This is a genomic window from Halomarina pelagica, assembly GCF_024228315.1.
Taxonomy (GTDB): domain Archaea; phylum Halobacteriota; class Halobacteria; order Halobacteriales; family Haloarculaceae; genus Halomarina; species Halomarina pelagica.
On the sequence record NZ_CP100454.1, the window covers coordinates 549,856 to 566,756 of the forward strand.

General features: G+C 70.0%; 19 protein-coding genes. 15 read left to right on the plus strand and 4 right to left on the minus strand.

Features of this window, described 5'->3' with window-relative positions; translation table 11 throughout:
• Positions 1 to 41 precede the first annotated feature (41 nt).
• A complete protein-coding gene (locus NKI68_RS02855) occupies positions 42 to 1,235 on the minus strand; it encodes an AI-2E family transporter (protein WP_254545180.1) in 1,194 nt (397 codons plus the stop codon).
• Positions 1,236 to 1,323: 88 nt separating this feature from the next.
• Between NKI68_RS02855 and NKI68_RS02860 the strand changes: the two genes are divergently transcribed.
• The 4 genes from NKI68_RS02860 (at position 1,324) to NKI68_RS02875 (ending at position 5,104) form a co-directional block, all read left to right on the plus strand.
• Entirely contained in the window at positions 1,324 to 2,586 is a 1,263-nt protein-coding gene (locus NKI68_RS02860; RefSeq protein WP_254545181.1) for an MgtC/SapB family protein, read from the plus strand.
• A gap of 78 nt (positions 2,587 to 2,664) precedes the next feature.
• Complete coding sequence (locus tag NKI68_RS02865; RefSeq protein ID WP_254545182.1) at positions 2,665 to 4,002, plus strand: aminotransferase class III-fold pyridoxal phosphate-dependent enzyme; 1,338 nt, start codon at positions 2,665 to 2,667, stop codon at positions 4,000 to 4,002.
• A gap of 71 nt (positions 4,003 to 4,073) precedes the next feature.
• Entirely contained in the window at positions 4,074 to 4,550 is a 477-nt protein-coding gene (locus tag NKI68_RS02870) for an Lrp/AsnC family transcriptional regulator (protein WP_254545183.1), read from the plus strand.
• A 209-nt stretch (positions 4,551 to 4,759) separates the two neighbouring features.
• Entirely contained in the window at positions 4,760 to 5,104 is a 345-nt protein-coding gene (locus NKI68_RS02875; protein WP_254545184.1) for a DUF7344 domain-containing protein, read from the plus strand.
• A gap of 205 nt (positions 5,105 to 5,309) precedes the next feature.
• On the opposite strand, the gene NKI68_RS02880 is transcribed toward NKI68_RS02875, so the two are convergent.
• The 3 genes from NKI68_RS02880 to tenA all read right to left on the minus strand — a co-directional run bounded on the left by NKI68_RS02880 (position 5,310) and on the right by tenA (position 7,085).
• Complete coding sequence (locus NKI68_RS02880; protein ID WP_254545185.1) at positions 5,310 to 5,630, minus strand: ribbon-helix-helix protein; 321 nt, start codon at positions 5,628 to 5,630, stop codon at positions 5,310 to 5,312.
• 97 nt (positions 5,631 to 5,727) lie between these two features.
• Complete coding sequence (locus NKI68_RS02885; RefSeq protein ID WP_254545186.1) at positions 5,728 to 6,426, minus strand: TenA family protein; 699 nt, start codon at positions 6,424 to 6,426, stop codon at positions 5,728 to 5,730.
• Entirely contained in the window at positions 6,423 to 7,085 is a 663-nt protein-coding gene (gene tenA / locus NKI68_RS02890) for a thiaminase II (protein ID WP_254545187.1), read from the minus strand. The genes NKI68_RS02885 and tenA overlap by 4 nt, the downstream gene beginning before the upstream one ends.
• 144 nt (positions 7,086 to 7,229) lie before the next feature.
• On the opposite strand from tenA, the gene NKI68_RS02895 reads away from it, so the two are divergent.
• The 11 genes from NKI68_RS02895 (at position 7,230) to NKI68_RS02945 (ending at position 16,889) form a co-directional block, all read left to right on the plus strand.
• Entirely contained in the window at positions 7,230 to 8,171 is a 942-nt protein-coding gene (locus tag NKI68_RS02895) for an HhH-GPD family protein (RefSeq protein ID WP_254545188.1), read from the plus strand.
• Positions 8,172 to 8,245: 74 nt separating this feature from the next.
• Positions 8,246 to 8,509: a type II toxin-antitoxin system HicB family antitoxin gene (locus NKI68_RS02900; RefSeq protein WP_254545189.1), complete on the plus strand. Its 264-nt coding sequence runs from the start codon at positions 8,246 to 8,248 to the stop codon at positions 8,507 to 8,509.
• The gene (locus NKI68_RS02905) at positions 8,491 to 8,898 is read left to right on the plus strand and encodes a putative toxin-antitoxin system toxin component, PIN family (protein ID WP_254545190.1); all 408 of its coding nucleotides are present in this window, start codon (positions 8,491 to 8,493) and stop codon (positions 8,896 to 8,898) included. The genes NKI68_RS02900 and NKI68_RS02905 overlap by 19 nt, the downstream gene beginning before the upstream one ends.
• 239 nt (positions 8,899 to 9,137) lie before the next feature.
• A complete protein-coding gene (locus tag NKI68_RS02910) occupies positions 9,138 to 9,407 on the plus strand; it encodes a hypothetical protein (protein WP_254545191.1) in 270 nt (89 codons plus the stop codon).
• Positions 9,408 to 9,483: 76 nt separating this feature from the next.
• Positions 9,484 to 10,062 carry an NADPH-dependent FMN reductase gene (locus NKI68_RS02915; RefSeq protein WP_254545192.1) on the plus strand — a complete coding sequence of 193 codons (579 nt, stop codon included), beginning with the start codon at positions 9,484 to 9,486 and terminating at the stop codon, positions 10,060 to 10,062.
• 66 nt (positions 10,063 to 10,128) lie between these two features.
• Positions 10,129 to 10,791 (plus strand): YIP1 family protein, encoded by a 663-nt coding sequence (locus NKI68_RS02920; protein ID WP_254545193.1) that lies wholly within the window; start codon positions 10,129 to 10,131, stop codon positions 10,789 to 10,791.
• Positions 10,792 to 10,888: 97 nt separating this feature from the next.
• Positions 10,889 to 13,063, plus strand: a complete 2,175-nt coding sequence (locus NKI68_RS02925) for a DHH family phosphoesterase (protein ID WP_254545194.1) — start codon at positions 10,889 to 10,891, stop codon at positions 13,061 to 13,063.
• Positions 13,064 to 13,127: 64 nt separating this feature from the next.
• Positions 13,128 to 13,328 (plus strand): hypothetical protein, encoded by a 201-nt coding sequence (locus tag NKI68_RS02930; RefSeq protein ID WP_254545195.1) that lies wholly within the window; start codon positions 13,128 to 13,130, stop codon positions 13,326 to 13,328.
• 66 nt (positions 13,329 to 13,394) lie between these two features.
• The gene (locus NKI68_RS02935) at positions 13,395 to 15,050 is read left to right on the plus strand and encodes a tRNA uridine(34) 5-carboxymethylaminomethyl modification radical SAM/GNAT enzyme Elp3 (protein WP_254545196.1); all 1,656 of its coding nucleotides are present in this window, start codon (positions 13,395 to 13,397) and stop codon (positions 15,048 to 15,050) included.
• Between the two features lie 63 nt (positions 15,051 to 15,113).
• On the plus strand, positions 15,114 to 15,797 hold the full coding sequence (locus tag NKI68_RS02940) for an MBL fold metallo-hydrolase (protein ID WP_254545197.1): 684 nt from the start codon (positions 15,114 to 15,116) through the stop codon (positions 15,795 to 15,797).
• Positions 15,798 to 15,863: 66 nt separating this feature from the next.
• Positions 15,864 to 16,889 carry an NAD(P)/FAD-dependent oxidoreductase gene (locus NKI68_RS02945; protein ID WP_254545198.1) on the plus strand — a complete coding sequence of 342 codons (1,026 nt, stop codon included), beginning with the start codon at positions 15,864 to 15,866 and terminating at the stop codon, positions 16,887 to 16,889.
• Positions 16,890 to 16,901 lie beyond the last annotated feature (12 nt).

Consider the following 16,901-nt stretch of genomic DNA (forward strand, 5'->3'; position numbering starts at 1 on the left):
CGATGGTCGATGGACGGACGACGACCGCCGATCGACGGTCGTCAGTCGTCGCTCTCGGCCTCCTGCGGGCGGCGGGGGGCCTCCGCACTGTCGACGCCGCCGCCGTCACCGGCCGGGGCGTCCGCCGGCCGGTCGAACGCCTTCGGCGTCACGGCGGGGTCGATGCCGTAGGGTCGAGTCGGTCCGTCGGACAGCAACTCCGGGAGGACGATCCGGGCGAAGTGATAGACGAGGACGAGGATGACCGGTCCGAGGAAGATGCCGTACCAGCCGAACAGCAGGGGACCGAAGATGTAGGCGAACATCACCATCCCCACGTGGAGGTTCCGCCCGGAGACGTACGGCCGGAGGACGAAGTCGGGCACGGAGTCCACGACGACGAAGGAGACGGCGAAGAAGACCGCGACGAACCAGAGGTGCTCGCCGGCCGCGTACTGCTGGACGAGGAGGTAGCCGGTGAGCGGCAGGTAGACGAGCTTCATCCCGACGACCGGGATGAGGCTGGCGACGCCGGTGAGGAGACCGAGGAGCGCCGGGTACGGGATCGGCGTTCCGGGAACGAGTTCGTTCAGGAAGGTGTAGGAGAGCGCGCCGATGACCCCGGTGAGGAGGGCGTTGAGGATGTTGCCGAAGAAGACGTTGGAGAGGTCCGTGTCGACCGCCGCCCAGTAGTCGCGGAGGATGCCGCCGTCGTCGCCGAACCGTCCGAAGAACCACCGCGAGAGGCGGCCGTCGTCGCGCAGGAGGTAGAACGCGATGGCGAGCATGACGAACAGGTGCAGGAGGAGGTTCCCGATGAACCCCACGTACCCCAGCGCCTCGTTGAACGCTCGCTGGGCGACGTCGCGCAGCGTGGGATCGCCGAGGATGTACTGGGGGTCCCGGACGATCCGCGAGACGTCGACGTACGGTCTGATGAGCGGGTCCAGCGGACCGAGGTTGATCCGCTCGCGCCTCGCGATGCGCTGGTACTCCTGCAGCCCGATGGCGACCGTGTAGGCGAACAGCAGGAGTGCCGGCAACGCGAGGACGAACAGGGCCGCGAAGGCGGCGAGACTCGGGGGGTAGACGCGCCGCTTCAACCGCGCGTACACCGGCCGGGTCGCGTAGTAGATGAAGACGCCGAACACGAACGTTCCGACGAAGGAGTAGAGGACGAACAGCACCGCCGCCGTCAGGGCGACCCCGAGGCCGACCCACGCGGCGCGCGACCGGTCGATCGTCGGGCGATCCATACACGTGCATGCCGAGAATCGGATAAAAACCCCCCGGCGTACACAGCGCGAGGGTTTATGAACTATCGAGTGCTATGTAGGCCTCTATATGTCGCAACTCGTCGAGTTCGTCGACCCGATGATCCAGCGGCTCCTGTTAGCCACGGCGCTCGGGTTGTTCCTGGGGCTGGAGCGCGAGTGGGCGCACCGGTCGGCCGGGGTGCGGACGTTCTCGCTCATCTCCCTGCTCGGCGCGGTGTTCACCGTCCTCGACGCCGAGGGGCTGCTGGTGGTCGGGGCGGCGCTCGTCGTCGTCCAGGGCGTCGCGCTGATCGTCCGCGGCCTGCTCGACCCCGAGGAGGGGCTCTCGCTGACGACGGCCGCCTCCATGCTCGTCGCCTACGGCGTGGGCGTGCTCGTGGGGGAGGGGCACACCACCGCGGGGGTGACGGTCGCGGTGCTCTCGTCGTTCCTGCTCGTGCTCAAGCGCGAACTCCACAGCTTCGCGTGGGGGCTGACGCGCTCGGAACTGCGCTCGGCGACCGAGTTCGGCATCCTCGCGTTCGTCGTCTACCCGCTGCTCCCCGTCGGAACCACCGAGGTGACGTTCGCCGGGCTCACGATCTCCGCCGAACCGCGGCTGGTCTGGCTGCTCGTCGTCAGCGTCGCGGCCATCGGCATCGTCAACTACGCCATCGTGAAGGCGTACGGGAGCCGCGGGATCGCCGTCACGGGCTTCTTCGGCGGCCTCGCCTCCTCGACTGCGGTCGTCGGGACGATGCTCGACCACGTCCGCCAGCGCCCCGAGGCCATCTCCTACGCCGTCGCGGCCGTCCTCCTCGCCGACGCGGCCATGGCGCTGCGCAACCTCGCCATCGTCCTCGCGTTCACGCTCGGAACCGGGCCGCTGTTCGGCCTCGTCGTCCCGCTCGGCGTGATCATCGCGGGGAGCGTCGTCGTCGCGGCGTTCACCGCCGACTGGGGCGAGAGCGTCGACATCGACCTCGAGAGTCCGTTCTCGCTGCGCAACGCGCTCGGCTTCGGCGTGCTGTTCGCGCTCATCCTCGTCGGGTCGAGCCTGGCGAAGGCGCTGCTGGGGAACGCGGGATTCCTGCTGGCCGCCGCGCTCTCGGGGCTCGTCTCCAGCGCGGGGGCGACCACCTCCGCCGTCCTGCTCTACAACGGCGGGGCGCTCGACGCCAACACCGCCATCCTCGGCGTGATGGTCGCGACCGTCGCCTCGGTCGGCGTGAAGGCGGCGCTCACCCTGGCGAGCCCCTCCCGGTCGTTCGGGTACCGCGTCGCCGTCTGGAGCGCCGGGCTCACCGTCGGCGCGACCGCCGCCAGCGTCGCCCTCCTGATGGGCGTCTGACGCGCCGAACGACGTGTCGGGTAAAACCTGCCGCCAACCCAATTCCTTATTTAACCCCCCGGTGCCAACCGCGCTCGTATGGACCGAGAGACGGCCACGCCGACGGTGCGGTCGATGCCGGGCGAGCGCGCCCGGCAGTGGGCCGCCCACCACCGAGAGTACGCCGCCACCAGCACCTACGTCTACGATTTCGTCTGGGATCTCACCGCGGAGGCGGAGGGTCCGTTCTGTACCGACGTCGACGGCAACGTCCTGATGGACTTCACTAGCCACGTCGGGGCCGCCCCGCTCGGCTACAACAACCCCTATCTCCTCGACCGCCTCCGCGAGTTCGACCTCGTCGACCCCCTCAAGATCGCCGGACAGGACTTCTACGTGAACGGCGAGGGCGTCGGTGACGAGGGGCTTCCCGGCCCCGCCGGGCTGATGGAGCGGCTCGTGGACGCGACGAGCCACTACGGGATGGACGCCGTCTTCCTCTCGAACTCCGGCGCGGAGGCCATCGAGAACGGTATCAAGATCTGTTACGACCACACGCGGGCGAAGTACGGCATCACCTTCCAGGGGGGCTTCCACGGGCGCACCCTCGGGGCGCTCTCGCTCAACCGCTCGAAGGGCGTCTACCGCCGCGACTACCCCGAGATCGCCGCGATCCACGACGTCCCCTACTGCGACGACGCGGGCTCCGACCCCGCCACCTGCTCCTGCGGCTTCTTCGTCGACGACACCTCCCAGCTCCGACGCATGCTCGCCCCCGAGTCGGGCTACGTGGATCCGGAGGAGGTCGCCTACGTGATCGTCGAACCCGTCCAGGGGGAGGGCGGCTACCGCATCCCCAGCGACGCGTTCATGCGCGAGGTCGCCGACGTGGTCGCGGAGCACGACCTGTTGCTCGTCGCCGACGAGATCCAGTCGGGGGTGGGTCGCACCGGGGAGATGTGGGGCTCGGATCACTTCCCCGTCGAGCCGGACGTCATCTCGAGCGCCAAGGCGCTGCGCGTCGGCGCGACGATCTCCCGCGAGGGGATCTTCCCGACCGAGCGGAGCCGCATCTCCTCGACGTGGGGCGCGGGCGACGTCCTCGCCTCGGCGCAGGGGGCGCTCACCATGGACGCCATCGAGGAGTTCGACCTGCTCGACAACGCCACTGCGCGCGGCCGCCAGCTGGTCGAGACGCTGCGCGACGCGGACCCCGACGGCGTCGTCGACGTGCGCGGCCTCGGGCTGATGCTCGCCGTCGAGTTCGAGACGAAGGGGACGCGCGACGACGTGATCGACGCCGCGCTCGCGCGGGGCTTTCTCACCCTCGGCTGCGGGTACAAGACCCTCCGCCTGCTCCCGCCGCTCGACGTGACCGAGCGCGAGATCGACCTCGCCTGCGACCTCCTGCTCGACGCCGTCGCCGACGCGGTCTGATCGCCGGACGCGGACCGACGCGCGCTGCGCCGGCACAACGCTCATTGATGCGAGGCCGCGACGTACGCACGATGAGCCCGCTCCAGCTCGACGAGGTCGACCGGGGGATCCTCTACCTGCTCCAGCGGGACGCGCGGAACGCGACCGCCGCCGGGATGGGCGAGCGGGTCGGCGTCTCGGCCAGCACCGTCCGCAACCGGCTCGCGGCGATGGAAGACGCGGGCGTGATCGAGGGGCACTATCCGCATCTCGACTACGAGCGGGCAGGCTTCCAACTCCACGTATTCATCGCCTGTCACGCGCCGGTCGACCGCCGGGGGGAACTCGCCGCGGAGGTGCTCGACTTCCGCAACGTCGTCAACGTCCGTGAGATGCTCACCGGACCGCACAACCTCTACGTGGAGGCGGTCGCGACCGACTCCGACGCCGTCGATCGGATCACGACACGGCTGGACGAGATCGGCCTCGACCTCGATTCGACGAACATCGTCAAAGAATCCCATGCCCAGCCGTTCGACCACTTCGGGGAGGACGTCGTCGAGGAGTGAACCGCTTCCCGGGCGTTCTCGCCCGAGGGAGTTTGTCGGTGACGGAGGTATTATTTCCACACCACATCATTCTGCTGAAAACGTCGCGTTCCCCCCGAACCGTTACGGATTACGTACGGAATGAGGGTGCGTAATTCACAGCATCCATGCCCTCCGAACCCGTTGTCCAGTGTACGGTTGCGGATTTCCGCACCCGAGAGTGATAGAATATGAAGGTCACGCAGATCGAACGGTCGGTCGATACGTACCTGAAACTCCTCTCGAACCGTCGGCGTCGGTACGCGCTGGCCTGCCTGCGGGAACACGGACCGTCGATCGCGTTGGCCGATCTCGCCGATGAAGTCGCCGTGCGGGAGCACGACGCACCGCTCTCCGAGATCGACGAGGAGGCGGTGCTCCGTGTGTACCTGTCGCTGTATCACTCGCACGTCCCGAAGTTCGCGGAGTGCGGAATCGTCGAGTACGACCAGGAGCGGGACCTGGTCAGGATCGACGGGGTGCCGCCCCTGCTCGAACGGCTGTTCGCCGTCGTCGAGGAGGACGGCCGACCGTAGGCGACTCCGGACGACGGACGTCCGGCGGTCGCGCGTCCGTACCGAGCGCGACGCGCGTCGACGAGCATCCGCGAGCGAGGGCCGAAGGCCCGAGCGAGCGGTTCACCGCGGACGCGGAGCGTCCGCGACCTTTTTTGATGCAGATTTTTTGGCGGGGGTCGAGCGCCCGCCTTTGGCGGGCGCGATGCCCCCGTGAAAAAAGGTGCTAGAACTGATACCGCCGGCCGTCGTTGTCGGGGGGGTTCGGCGCGCCGGTCATCTCCTCGTAGGTCATCCCCGAGAGGTACTCGTCGTAGGTGACGTCGAAGCCGCTGCGGAGGTGGAAGTCAGCGCGCCCGGTGTCGACGGTCGTCTGGAAGAACATATGGACGGCGCGCCGGACGAGTTCGTCGGGGTCGTCGGGGTCGAGGAGCGTCGTCAGAAAGGCGAGTTCGTGGCGCGTCTCCGCGTCGAGGTCGACGGCGAGATCGTCGCCGAGGTCGCGGTACGTCGTTCGCACCGCGTCGTTGAGGTCGTCGAGGCTCATGGCACCCTCCTGACGCGCCGGAGGGATACGGGTTACGTTCGGCCCCTCGCCGCGCGATCGCGGCGCGGCTCCGGCGCAGTCCGTACCGCGTCCGTCCTCACTCGCCCTCGTAGGCGGCGTCGAAGAAGGCGACTTCGAGGGCGACGCACCGCCCGAACAGCCGCTCGACCCGACGCTCGCGCTCGGGGGAGAGCGCCCCGGCCGCCGCGTCGAGTTCCCCCCGGAGGAACGCCACGACGGACTCGAACTCGGGGCCGGCGTGCAGGTCGATCCACTCCGCGAGGTAGAACGCGTCGGGGCGGTCGTCCCCGGCGGCCGAGGCCCACGTCAGGTACACCCACTCGGCGGGGACCAGGACCGCGAGCGTCTCGGCGTAGCCGCCGTCGAGCGCGGCGCGCAGGAGGAGGTCCTCGAAGCGCTCCGTGACGGACGCGAGGTCGGGATCGGTGCGGTCGGCCTCGGGCACGCCGAGGGCGTCGAACGACCGCGCGAAGTAGTCGGTCTCGTCGGTCGCGACCGCCCGGAGGAACGCGGCGAACTCGGCCTTCGCCTCGATCGTCGGGGCCTGGGCTGCCGCGTAGCCGATCACGCTCGCCAGCGTGTTCACGAACGCGAAGTCCTGCACGAGGTAGCGCCGGAAGACCGCGTCGTCGAGCGTTCCGTCGACGAGTTCGCGCGCGAAGCGGTGTTCGGTTGCCGCCTCCCAGTCGTCCGCGACGCCCGCGCGCAGGCGGTCGGTGAAGCGCTCCCCGTCGGTCGGCCGTCCCCCGTCAGCCGATCGCCTCTCCCCCGTCATACCGGCCACCCCTCCCGCCGGTGGGCGGCGTCCCAGAACATGTACTCGTAGCGCGAGGAGGTGAGAAACAGCTCCCGGTAGCGCTCGCGGTCCGCCGCGGGCGCGTCGGCCGCCACGTCGTCCATCAGCTCACGGCACCACGCGGTCAGCTCGGTGAACTCCTCGCTCGAGTACGTCTCGATCCACTCGGCGTACCGCTCGTGGTCCGGGAGGCCGGACTCCGCGAGCCGGATCCCCGTCTCGTTGAACCCCCACATGCACGGGAGGAGCGCGGCGACGGTCTCCTCGAACCCCTCGTAGCCCGCGCGCACGAGGAAGTCGGTGTACGCCCGCGTGGTGGGGTTGGGTTCGGTCGCCTCCAGTTCCGCCTCGGAGATGCCGAACTCCGCGGCGTACGCGCGGTGGAGGTCCATCTCGATGTCGAGCGTCTCGTGGAGCAGGGTGGCGAAGCGCCCCATTCGATCGAGGTCCGGCGCGTGCGCCGCCCCGAGCGCGAACACCCGGCCGTACTCGATCAGGTAGACGTAGTCCTGGCGGACCCACTCGCGGAACGGCTCCTCGTCGAGCGTGCCGTCGCCGATGCCCCGCACCATCGGGTGCTCCATCGTCGCGTCCCAGATCGGCGCGGCGACCTCACGCAACTCGTCGGTGAAGGCCATGGCGGAGGGAGGGCGGCGGGGGCGTAAAACCTTACCACCGGATCGTACCACGCGGTTCGAACGGATCGACACCGCGCCGCACCGACGGGAGGTGCCGCGCCCCGAATCACCACCGCTAAACGCCTCCCCGACCACGGTCCGTCGATGACCGACGCGGACGCCGAGGCGGAGCCGGACGCCGAGGCCGCCCTCCCCGACGACGTCGACGCGGTGCGCGCGGCGCTCGTCGAGTGGTACGAGGCCGACCACCGCTCGTTCCCGTGGCGCGAGACGACGGACCCCTACCGCATCCTCGTCTGCGAGGTGATGAGCCAGCAGACGCAACTGGAGCGCGTGGAGGCGGCCTACCGGGCGTTCCTGGAGGCGTGGCCGACGGTCGAGGACCTCGCCGCGGCCGACCGCGCCGACGTGGTCGGCTTCTGGACCGACCACCGGCTGGGGTACAACAACCGCGCGACGTACCTCCACACGGCGGCCGGACAGGCCGTCGAGGACTACGGCGGCGAGTTCCCTCGGACGCCCGACGAGTTGCAGGAGTTACACGGCGTCGGACCCTACACCGCCAACGCGGTGGCGAGTTTCGCGTTCGACAACGGGAACGCCGTGGTGGACACGAACGTGAAGCGCGTTCTCCACCGGGCGTTCGACGTGCCCGACGACGACTCGGCGTTCGAACGGGTCGCGGCGGAACTGATGCCCGACGGCGAGTCCCGCGTCTGGAACAACGCGATCATGGAACTCGGCGGCGTCGCTTGTGGGAAGGTGCCGCGGTGCGACGAGGCGGGCTGCCCGTGGCGGGGGTGGTGTCGCGCCTACGAGACGGGCGACTTCACCGCGCCCGACGTGCCGACCCAGCCCAGTTTCGAGGGGAGTCGACGACAGATGCGGGGCCGGGTGGTCCGAACGCTCCGCGAGTACGACGACCTCGCACTGGACGAACTCGGGCCGCGCGTTCGCGTGGATTACGCCCCCGGCGGGACGTACGGCCGGACGTGGCTCCGCGGTCTCCTCTCGGACCTGGCGGACGACGGGCTCGTGGAACTGGACGAGCGCGACGGCGACACGGTCGCCCGGCTGCGGCGGTGAGGCGCGCCGCACGCCGACGGTCCGCGCGACGTAACCATTACCACTCTCGGATACCTAAAGACGGGCATCGGAGCATGAGCGCCACAGTCGAGATTTCCGAGGAGAACGGCGAGTACACGGCCGTCGACTCCGAGACGGGAGCGACCGGCATCGGAAAGACGAGAGCGATGGCGTTGGCTGCACTCGCCGTTCGCCTCGGGGCCGAAGAGAACCGGGGGAGCACCGACGAGCGGGCGGAACTCCGGGCGCTCGCAGAGCGGACGCGCCGACGGTTCGAGAGGGAGGAGGTCAGCGAGGACGACGTCAAGGATGCGATTTCATGGGCACGCTCGGAGTAGTGCTCGATACGAACGTCCTCGTGTCCGCACTCGGGTTCGGTGGACCGTCACTCGACGCACTTCTCCGGACGTTCGACGACGACGTTCGACTGCTCGTGTCCGACGAGACGATGGCCGAACTGGAACGGGTCATGACGTACGACCGGCTCCCGTTCACCGACGCCGATCGGATACAGTATCCGGCGATCCTCCGACGGGTAGCCGACGTCGTCGAACCGGACGAGACCGTCGAACTCGTCCGTGATCCCGACGACGACAAGTTCTTGGAGGTCGCTCTCGCGGGGGACGCGGACTACGTCGTCTCCGGGGACCGAGATTTGCTCGATCTCGAATCGTACACGGGTATCGAGATCGTCACCCCCGACGAGTTCGTCGAACTCGCCGACTGATGCTCGTTACGCTCCGACGGTGGCTTCACCGAGGAGCGCGGCTCCGTCGACGGCAGACTGTTCAGCCGACAGAACGAGACGGCAACACGATTAATCAACTGCGTCGGTGAGGCGCGCCGCGCGCCGACCCTCCGACCGGTGCACGCTCGCTCCGATCCCACCGTCACCCCTACCGGGGCCCGACATACACGAAAGAACGTTATAATTTATCTCGGATGCCGTCGTCTGTTCGCGTGATCATGACTGCGAACATCGAATCCCGGACTGACGAGAACGTATCGAACGCCGACGAGTGGGTCGACGTCCGCATGACGAACCCGGAGGAGGGCGAGTGGAACGTCGACGTGGTCGTCCTCGACGGTGCGGTCACGTACGTCGACCTTCGGATCCGACCGACGCTCCTCCGGCCGTTCGTCGCGTGCCTGCTGGAGGACGTCGGCACGGCGACCGCGCGGGAGGTGATCGAGGGGTTGGCAGAGGAGTTCGCGCGCGACGAGACCGAGGAGTGATCCCCCCGCAGTGCCCGAGAGACCGCGACCCGTCGGGATCCGCAGTCGTTTTGCGCGGGTGGCTGTTCTACCCGGTATGAACGACACCCACGTCGTCGCCATCTGCGGGAGTCTCCGCGACGCGAGTTTCACGCGCATCGGGCTGGATCGCGCGCTGTCCGCCGCGGAGGAGTTCGGCGCGAGCACCGATCACATCGACCTCCGCGAACTCGACCTCCCCGTCTTCGACCCGGACGACAGGGACGCGGGCGACGCGGACGAACTCCGGCGTCGGGTCGACGCCGCGGACAGCGTCCTCCTCGGCTCGCCGGTCTACCACGGCTCCTACAGCTCCGCGCTGAAGAACGCGCTCGACTACTGCGGCTTCGACGAGTTCGAGCACACGACCGTCGGCCTGCTCGCCGTCAGCGGCGGCGCGTTCCCGGTGACGACGCTCGATCACCTCCGGTCGGTCTGCCGCGCGCTGAACGCGTGGGTCGTCCCCCACCAGGCCGCCATCCCCACCGCCCGCTCGCAGTTCGACGGGACCGCGTTCCTCGACGCCAACGTCGAGGAGCGAATCGAGACGCTGGGTCGTCGGGTCGTCGAGTACGCCCACATCGAACCCGACCCCCGGACCGTCGAGAGCATCGAGAACGTCGGCGGCGACGACTGAAGCCCGAGCGCCCGCACGTCGCTCGGATCCCGCAACCCTCATACCTCGTCCGTCTGACCTCCACTCGTGACGCAGTGGGTCGAATCCACCGAGGGCGGACGCGAGCGAGGGCCGGTCGGCCTCCTCCGGGCGTGGGTCGCGGTACAGATCGCCCCCCGTCGCTTCTTCGAGCGCGGCGTCGTCCCCGGCGACCAGGCACCGGGGCTCGTCTTCGCCGTCGCCGTGGCGCTCTGTCACCTGGCCGTTCGCTTCGCCTTCGATCCCGGTCAGGTGCCGACGATCGCCGGGCGGCCGACTGCCTCGATCGTCTTCGTCCTCCTCGTCGCGGCGCTGATCGGCGCGCCGCTGGCGCTGCACCTCACCGCCGCCGTCCAGACGCTCCTGCTCGTCGCGCTCGTCCCGGAGCGCGCGGGGATCGGCCAGACCGTGCAGGTGATCGCGTACGCGACCGCCCCGTGCGCGCTCTCGGGCGCGCCGATCCCCGCGCTCCGCCTGCTCGCCGCCGTCTACGGCGTCGTCCTGCTCGTCGTCGGGATGGCAGTCGTCCACGACGTCTCCCTCCCGCGTTCGGCGCTCGTGACGGCGCTCCCGGCGCTGCTCGTCTTCGGCGTCGGCTACCAGGGCGTCGGGGCGGTCGAGGCGCTCACCGGACTCGACCTCCTCGGACCCCCGGAGGCCGTCGCGAACGCGACCGACGCCTCGGATACCACGAACGTCACGAGGGCGTGACGGCGGCGACGGAGGTGGGATCGTGTGGGTCGTGCTCACAGTCCGAGGAGCGGTCGATTCCGACAACCGTTTCAACCCCGACAGATAGCTTCGAGTAATGGGTACCTGTATCATCTGCGGCACCTCCACCGACGGCCGCATCTGTGAGAGCCACGAGGAGGACGTCGCCTTCGAGTTTCGCGGAGACCACCCCAACCAGCTGACGCCGGGCCGCTTCTACCGCGGCGAAGTCGACGGCTACGCCGACTTCGGCGTGTTCGTGAACCTGAGCGACAACGTCACCGGTCTCCTCCACCGGAGCGAACTGAACCGCCGCCTCGAGAGCCTCACGTGGGAGGTCGGCGACCCCGTCTACGTGCAGGTCAAGAACGTCCGCGACAACGGTAACGTCGACCTCGGCTGGTCGATCCGACAGGCCGACCGCGAGTTCCGCGGCGCGCTCGTCGACGACCCGAGCGCGAGCCCCTCGACGTACCTCCCCGACGAGGAGGACGAGGAGGACGAGCGCGCGTCGACGCCGACGGTTCGGACGCCGGAGCCGACCGATGCGGACACCGAACCGGAGTCCGAACCGGAACCCGAGGCGGGTTCCGGAGGCGCGCCCTCCGCAACCCCCGCGTCCGACGCCGAGACCGAGAGCGACTCCGAGGTCGAGCGCGCCGAGCCCGTCGAGAACGCGGAGGACGCCGACGCCGGGGCGACGGCGGCGTCCTCCGGCGGTGCGGTCGTCGCCGAACTGTCGCGCGTCGCCGTCGGCGACCTCGACGACCGCGTGGGCGACACCATCCGTCTCGAGGGGCGCATCGTGAGCGTGCGGCAGACGAGCGGCCCCACGGTGTTCGAACTCCGGGACGAATCCGGCACCGTCGACTGCGCGGCGTTCGAGGAGGCGGGCGTCCGGGCCTACCCGAGCGTCGAGCCCGGCGACCTCGTCCGTCTCGACGGCGAGGTGCGCCGCCGACGCGGCGAACTCCAGATCGAGACGGAGGCGCTGGTCGTCCTCGACGAGGGCGAGGCGGCGACCGTCACCGACCGGATGGACGACGCGCTCGACGAGCGCGCCCGCCCGTCGGCCGTCGACCCGCTCGCGCCCGACGCGGCGGTCGAGGCCGCCCTCGGTCAGGTGCGCGAGGCGGCCACCGCCGTCCGCCGCGCGATCATCGAGGGCCGCCCGGTCGTCGTGCGACACGACGCGACCGTCGACGGCTACCTCGCCGGGGCGGCGATCGAACGCGCCGTCCTCCCGCTCGTCCGCGAGGAGTACGCCAACGCCGACGCGGCGTACCACTACTTCGACCGTCGGCCACTCGAGGGCGGCGTCTACGACATGGACGACGCGACGAAGGACACGACGACGATGCTCTCGAACCGCGACCGTCACGACGAGAAGATCCCCCTGTTCGTCTTCGCCTCGGCCGGGGCCACGCGCGACTCGCTCGACGGCTTCGACCTGCTCTCTGTGTACGACGCGGAGCGCGTCGTCGTCGACGGCGGCGCGGCCGACCCCGAGGTGGCCGACGCCGTGGAGACGCTCGTCAACCCGGCGCACGCCGACTCGGACGCCGACACGACCGCCACCGCGCTCGCGGTCGCCGTCGCCCAGCACGTCAACGAGAGCGTCGCCGACGACCTCCGACACCTCCCCGCGGCGAGCTTCTGGGAGGACGCGCCAGAGGCGTACGTCGACCTGGCGGGCGACGCGGGCTACCGCGCGGAGGACGTGGCGCACCTCCGCGAGGCCATCGCGCTCGAGGCCTACTACCAGTCCTACGAGGACAAGCGCGAACTCGTGATCGACCTGCTGTTCGCGGACGCCGAGTCGACGGAGTCGGCGGACGCGGGCGACGAACCGCGAGCGGGCGCTCGGCTGGTCGAGCAGATCAGCGAGCAGTTCCGCGAGAAACTCGACGCGGAGGTCGCCACGGCCGAGGCGAACCTCGAACGCCGCTCCGAGGGCGGCGTCGCCTTCGCCGTCCTCGACACGGACGCCTACACGCATCGCTTCGACTTCCCGTCCACCGACGTCCTGCTCGACGCCGTCCACCGGCGCAACCGCGACGGCTCGTTCGTCACGATCGGCGTCGGAACCGACGAACTGCACGTCCGGAGCACCTTCGACCTCGACGTTCGCGCGGTCGCCGAGTCGGCCGCCGAGGCCGTCGAGAACGCCGGGGTCGCCGCCCGCGGCGGTCGCAACCGGATCGAGTTCGTCGCCGGCGAACGCGACCGGGTCGTCGACGCCGTGGTCGACGCCATCGCCGAGCAGGCGTAACGGCGAGGCTGACGAACGGGCACCCCGGACCCCGACCGACGCGATCGACTGACGCCGTAGCTCTTTGTCCGTCGTATCAGTCGATGTATCCATACGCTCGCGTTCGAACACCCTCCGGTATCTCGGTCTCGCGGCGTTCGTCGTCGGACTCGTCGGCTACGTCGCCCTCGGCTGGCGGTTCGACTCGACTGCGAACCCGATCGCCCTCGGGTTCGCCCTCGTCGCCGTCGCGGTGGCGGTCGTCTCGACGCTCCGCCGGCGGTGAGGTGGGGCCGACGCGGCCGCGGAACCGCACACTCTTATCGCTCGCCTCCCTCTCACCGCCCAACGAATGAGCACCCAGCCGACCGAGACGGACGCGTTCGAGCGCACCTGCGAGGCGCTGATCGAGCGCATCCTCGACGGCGAGGTCGACCGGGACGGGCTGGAGCGGGCGAAGCTGGAGGCGTGTTCGGAGTTCTCCGCGCCGAAGGTGCCGAAGAACTCGGAACTGCTCGACTTCGCCGGCGAGGACCGCCGGAGCGAACTCGAGCCCGTCCTGCGGCGCAAGCCGGTCCGCACCGCGTCGGGCGTCTCGCCGATCGCCGTCATGACCAGCCCCCACACCTGCCCTCACGGGAAGTGTCTCTACTGCCCCGGTGGGCCGGCGAGCGAGTTCTCCTCCGCCCAGAGCTACACCGGCCACGAGCCGGCCGCAGCCCGCGGCGTGCAGAACGACTACGACCCCTACGGGCAGGTGACCCTCCGGCTCGAACAGCTCCGGGAGATCGGCCACCCCGTGGACAAGGCCGAACTCATCCTGATGGGCGGGACGCTCACCGCGAGGAGCCACGACTACCAGGAGTGGTTCGTGAAGCGCGCGCTCCAGGCCATGAACGACTACGACGTGACCAAGGAGCCGGAACCCGCCGAGGGCGAGAGCTTCGCACAGGACCCCGAAGACGCGGAGTTTCGCTACCTCGAGGACGTGATCGCCGAGAACGAGACGGCGGACGTGCGCAACGTCGGCACCACCTTCGAGACGAAGCCCGACTGGTGCGACCCCGAGCAGGTGGACCGCATGCTCGCGCTCGGCGGGACGAAGGTCGAACTCGGCGTGCAGACGACCTACGAGCGGATCAACCGCGAGATGCACCGCGGCCACGGCATCCAGGCGTCGATCGACGCCAACCGCCGCCTGCGCGACGCGGGGTTCAAGGTCGGCTTCCACATGATGCCCGGCCAACCGGGGATGTCGCTCGACATGTGCCTGGAGGACTTCCGCGAACTGTTCGAGAACCCCGAGTGGCGGCCCGACTACCTGAAGATCTACCCGACGCTCGTCGTTCGCGGGACGCGCACCTACGACATGTGGCGGCGGGGCGACTACGACCCCCTCACGAACGAGGCGGCCGCCGACCTGGTCGCCGAGATCAAGTCGATGATCCCGAAGTACACGCGCCTCCAGCGCGTCCAGCGGGACATCCCCGCCGACTTCATCGACGCCGGGGTGTGGAAGTCGAACCTCCGGCAGCTCGCCAGGAAACGCATGGAGGAACACGGCTGGACCTGCGACTGCATCCGCTGTCGCGAGGTCGGCATGAACGACGAGACCCCCGAGTCGGTCGAACTCGACGCCCTCACCTACGAGGTCTGCGGCGGCACGGAGCACTTCGTCTCCTTCGAGGACCCCGACAACGACCTCCTGGTCGGGTTCTGTCGGCTCCGCTTCCCGAACGACCCCGTCCGCCGGGAACTGACCGACGCCGCGATCGTGCGCGAACTCCACGTCTACGGCAACGAGGTGGGGGTCGGTCTGGAGGACGAGACGGGCTCGGGCTTCCAGCACCAGGGCTACGGCCGGCGACTCCTCGCGGAGGCCGAGCGGCTGGCCGCCGACGCGGGCTACGGGAAGCTCTCGGTCATCTCGGGCATCGGCGTCCGCGAGTACTACCGCGAGAAGCTGGGGTACTTCCAGGACGGCCCGTACGTGAGCAAGCGGCTGTGACTCGAGCGACAGCGGGCGGTCGCGAGCGCGCGTCCTAAATCCTCGGACGCCCTATCGAGGGGCGTGCAACGACTCTCCGCCGACACCGCCCTCCTCCACCTCGGGTGGCCCGCGCCGCTCGACGCGAACGGCTACCTCCACGACGACGGCGAGGTGACGCTGGTCGACACCGGACTCCGCTACCCTCGTCGATCGCTCCGCGAGGAACTCGCGGACGCCGGCTACTCACCCGCCGACGTGGATCGCGTCCTGCTCACCCACTACGACCTCGACCACACCGGCGGGCTCGACTACGCCGACCTCGACGCGCCGGTCTACCTCGGCCGCCTCGACGCCGACCTCGTCGCCGGGCGCTGGGACCCGCCGCTCGCCCACCCGAAGGGCTGGGTCCACCGCGTCGCCCGCGAGTTGTTCCCGCTCCCGGAGGGCGTCGACCTCCGGATCGTCGACGACGGCGACCGGATCGGCGGGTTCACCGCCCACCACACGCCGGGGCACAACCCCGGACACACGGCCTACGTCCACGAGGACGGCGTCGGCTTCGTCGGTGATCTGCTCTGGGAGACCGACGGCGAACTCGAACTCCCCTTCTGGGGCGACTCCTACGACCGACGGCGGATGCGCGAGAGCGTCCGCGACCTCGTCGCCCGCGCCGAGCCGTTCGACGCGATCTACATGGGTCACGGGATCCCCTTCACCAGCGGCGGCGCGTCCCGCCTCCGGGACTTCGCGGCCCGGCTCACCTGAACCGTGAGGGACGATCTACGCGCCCGGCGGACCCACGTTTTTGATCGATCCGTTCGTACCCCCCGCATGGAGGTAGCCATCGTCGGCGCGGGCGCGGCCGGGGCGGGCGCGGCCTACGCCCTGCGCGAGGCGGACGCTCAGGTGACCGTCTTCGAGCGATCGAGCGACGTCTCCGGCCGGGCCGCGACCCGGCGGAGGAACGGCTGTCGGTACGACTACGGCGCGAACTACGTCAAGGACGACGACCCGCGGGTCTCGCGGCTCGTCACGGAGACGCTCGCCGCGCCGGATCTCGTGAACATAGTGACGCCCGTCTGGACGTTCGACGCGGCGGGGACTATCGAGGAGGGGCGCGACGACGACGACCACAAGTGGACCTACGAGGCGGGGATCGCACGACTGGGGAGGCGGCTGCTCGACCGGACCGACGCGACCGTCGAACTCGCGACGCAGGTGGACGGTATCGAGAGCGACGGGGGCGGCTGGACGCTCGCGGACGCCGACGGCGGGGACCTCGGGACGTACGACGCCCTCCTGCTCACCCCGCCCGCGCCGCTGACGGCGGCCCTGCTCGACGCGACGGCGTGGGACGCCGGTCTGCTGGAGGAGGTGCGCGACGCCGTCGCCGCCGTGGACTACCGGAGCGTCTACTCGGTCGTCCTGCACTACGGGTTCGAACTCGACCGGCCGTGGTACGCGCTCGTGAACACCGACCGCGAGCACCCGGTCGGGTGGGTCTCCCGGGAGGAGGAGAAGCGCGGGCACGTCCCCGACGGCGGGAGCCTGCTGATCGCGCAGATGGCCCCCGACTGGTCGGCCGAGCGCCTCGGGGACGACCCCGACGCGGTGACGGCCGACGCGGCCCGCCTCGTCGCCGACCTGCTCGACGACGACCGGATCGCCGACCCGGACTGGACTGACGGTCGGGGCTGGCGCTACGCGCTGCCGAACGCGGGTGTCGAGGGCGACGCCCACCGGCGCTGCGAGGACCGCGGGCTCTACTTCGCGGGCGACTGGGTCGTCGGCGAGGGGCGCGTCCACCGGGCGCTGCGATGCGGCCTCGACGTCGGGGCGCGGATCGCGGCGCGCTGACCCGCGGCCCCC